Origin of the sequence: Roseomonas sp. KE2513 (genome assembly GCF_016107305.1) — a bacterium.
Classification (GTDB): domain Bacteria; phylum Pseudomonadota; class Alphaproteobacteria; order Acetobacterales; family Acetobacteraceae; genus Roseomonas.
Genome location: NZ_RCVR01000110.1, coordinates 1 through 3,237 on the forward strand (window position 1 = coordinate 1; position 3,237 = coordinate 3,237).

General features: G+C 67.7%; 4 protein-coding genes. All 4 read right to left on the reverse strand.

Going from position 1 to position 3,237, the window contains the following annotated elements:
- On the reverse strand, positions 1-484 hold a 484-nt coding region (locus D9599_RS30345; protein WP_255531730.1), incomplete at its 3' end, for a tripartite tricarboxylate transporter substrate binding protein.
- A gap of 47 nt (positions 485-531) precedes the next feature.
- Positions 532-1,518, reverse strand: a complete 987-nt coding sequence (locus D9599_RS30350; protein WP_198385068.1) for a tripartite tricarboxylate transporter substrate binding protein — start codon at positions 1,516-1,518, stop codon at positions 532-534.
- A gap of 92 nt (positions 1,519-1,610) precedes the next feature.
- Positions 1,611-2,849, reverse strand: a complete 1,239-nt coding sequence (locus tag D9599_RS30355; RefSeq protein WP_198385069.1) for a CaiB/BaiF CoA-transferase family protein — start codon at positions 2,847-2,849, stop codon at positions 1,611-1,613.
- A gap of 31 nt (positions 2,850-2,880) precedes the next feature.
- Positions 2,881-3,237 (reverse strand): MaoC/PaaZ C-terminal domain-containing protein (locus D9599_RS30360; protein ID WP_198385070.1); only part of this gene is annotated, 357 nt, incomplete at its 5' end.

Genomic DNA, 3,237 nt, shown 5'->3' on the forward strand with positions numbered 1-3,237 from the left:
CCGAGTTGGCGTAGGTCTCCCGGCCAGGACTGCGCCTCGCCCGGGCAACGTAGTCGGCCAACGTCCGAATGGGAGAGGACCTGGGCACGACCATGAACATCGGCATCTGCGCCAGTTGCCCGACGCCGGAGAAAGCTGTCGCGTTGTCATATGGGAGCTGGAGCAGGTGCGGAGCCATCGCATAGGTGCTGACGGTTGCCACCATTACGGTGTAGCCGTCCGGCCGTGCCCGAGCGACCGACGCGAAGCCGATCGTGCCATTCGCACCGAAGCGGTTGTCGATCGGGAAAGGCTTTCCGAGATCCGTCGCGAGCCGGGCTGCCAGGAGACGTGCAAAGGTGTCCGTGGATCCTCCCGGCCCCCATGGCACCACCACTGTGACCGGCCGCGTCGGCCAGCTCTCCTGCGCGGCGGCACCTCTTACCGCTGTTAGGCCCGCCGCAAGGCCTAGCGTCGTCACCCCGAAGCTGCGTCGACCAATCATGTCCCGTTCCTTCCCTCACACCTGCCTTCGATGAGCTGTGCCGATCCCTACTGGACGCGGATGTTGCGGGCGCGGATGAGCTCCCGCCACTTCGCGCTCTCCGCCGTCGCGAAGGCCGCGAACTCGGCGGGTGGGCGCACAGTCGGCGTGATGGCGAGCTCCGTCAGCTTTGCCTGTACCTGCGGCAGCGCCATGACCCTGGCCACGGCCGCGTTGACCTGCTGGAGGATCGGCTGTGGTGTCCCCTCTGGCGCCAGCAGGGCGATGTTCTCGACCACCTCGAAGTCGGTGAGACCGGACTCAGCGAAGGTGGGAATGTCCGGAAGGAAGGCGATGCGCGTCGGACTGGCGACCGCCAGGGCGCGCAGGTCGCCCGACTTCATGAAACCCAGGACGGTTGCGGCCGTCTGGAAGGTCATCTGGGTTTCGCCCGTCAGCATGCCCTGCACGGCCGGACCACCACCACGGTAGGTGACGTCCTGCACCTCGAGCTGCGCCATTTGGAGAAACATCTCGGTCGCTAGATGGGTGGAGCTGCCGACGCCCGAGGAGGCATATGAGAGCCGGGCCTGTGGGCGCCGTGCCAAGTCGATAAACTCTCTCACGCTCTTCGCCGGGAAGCTGCTCGGCACCAGCATGAGGATCGGCATCGACGCGATCAGCCCTGCCGCGCTGAAGGCACGGTCGTTATCGTAGGGCAGTTGGTAGAGGTGCGGCGCCATGGCGAAGGTGCTGCTGGAGCCCATCAGCAGCGTGTGTCCGTCCGGACGCGAACGCGCGACCGTGCCGGAGCCGACGGTGCCGCTGGCGCCAGGACGGTTGTCCACGACGACAGCTTGGCCAAGCTGGGCCGAGAGCGGCTCGATCAGGACGCGAGCCAAGGTGTCCTGGGAGCCGCCAGGGGCCCAGGGTACCACCAGCGTGACAGTGCGGCTCGGATAGGCGGATTGCGCCCGCGTGATCATCGGCTTGGACACGAGGGCGGTACCGGTGGCCAAGCCGAGTGCGGCCTGGAGGACGTGACGACGATGCATGATCCTGGACTTCCTCGTTGCTTCGGTGGCCTTGAGCCATCCGTTTGGGATATCGACGATCAACCAGCACTCCTGGTCGGCTTTGCATGGGCCTACTCGGCTGCGGCCTGATGGGAGCTCGCCTCCGCGTAGAGGACGCCGTCGCGCTCCATCGCCTCGATGGCGGCCGCCGAGTAGCCGAGCGAGGCCGCGACCTCCGCGTTGTGCTGCCCGAGCGTCGGCGCGATGCCGGTGGGCGAGGTGTCGCAGTCTGAGAAGCGGAAGGGGAGGTTTGGCAGGCGGATGCGACCGAGCACCGGGTGATCCTGCTCGACGATCATCCCGCGCGCCTTGACCTGCGGATCTTCGAGCACCTCGCCGATGGTCTGGACAGGAGCGCAGGGCACGCCTGCGGCGTCGAGGGCCAGGATGCAGGCCTGTCTTGAGGGCTGCGCCCGGGTCCATGCACGCACATAGGCCAGGGCATCGAGGCGATTGGCGTTGCGGCTGTCGGGGTCGAGGAAGCGCCGGTCCGCGGCCAGCGCCTCGCCCCCGATCAGGCGGGCGAGGCGCTTCCAGGCCTCGTCCACCTGGGCGGCGATCACCAGGTATCCGTCCCGCGCCTCGAAGACGCCGTAGACGGTGGACTCCGGCTGGTCGTGCCCGGTCTGGACGGGAACTTCCCGGCCCCCGCTGAGCGTGTAGCGCTGAACGGCGAAGTCGTGCATGGAGACCATGCAGTCGTAGAGGGCCATGTCGATGTGCTGGCCCTTCCCGGACGTCGCCCGACCGACCAGCGCGGCGCAGACGGCCGCCACCCCGTGAATGCCCGTGTACATGTCGGCCAGCGGCATGCGCAGCAGCGGCGGCGGCTCGCCCGGCACGCCGAGCTGCGCCATGGCACCCGACTTCGCCTCGGCGATCAGGCCGAAGCCTGGCCGCTCGGAGTCCGGGCCGGTGTGGCCATAGGCGGAGACCGAGCAGTAGATCAGCTTGGGGTTCAACGCGGAGAGCTGGGCGTAGCCCAGACCCAGCCGGTCGAGCGCGCCGGGGCGATAGTTCTCGACGAAGATGTCGGCCGTCTCGACGAGCTTGTGCAGCAGCTCGAGACCGCGCGGGTCCCGCAGATTGATGCACAGGCCCTTCTTGCCCATGTTCTGCTGCAGGAAGTACCCGCTCTGGCCGTTGATCAGGTACGGGTGCGCGCGGCCCGCGTCACCCTCGGTGGGGCGCTCGACCTTGATGACCTCGGCGCCGAGCGCGGAGAGGGCGCGCGACATGAACGGCCCGGCGAGGAAGTGGCTATAGTCGATGACCTTGAGGCCTGAGAGCGGGCGCGGCTGGGCGGCCATGGGTGAACTCCGGTTCGAGAAATGGTGGGGCTCAGGCCGCATCTGCGACGGGTTTGCGCGGGATCATCAGGCGGTGCTCGCCGCGCTGGACCACCTCGTCGTGCTGATTGATCAGCTCGGACGGCAGGACGACGATCCCCCAGCCCGGTTTCTTGGTCGTCCGCATGCTGGCCACGTGGAACCGGACGCGCACCTTGTCGCCAAGCTTGATCGGGGCGACGAAGTCCCAGGTCCAGCCAAGGGACATGCCGGGGTGGAAACGCAGGTCGGAGCGGGTCTTGAGCCCGTCCGCGAGTGAAAGGCCGAACAGCCCGTGAGCCACGCGCGTACCAAAAGGCGTGGTCCGGGCGTACTCCTCGTCGGTGTGAACCGGCGTGAAGTCTCCAGT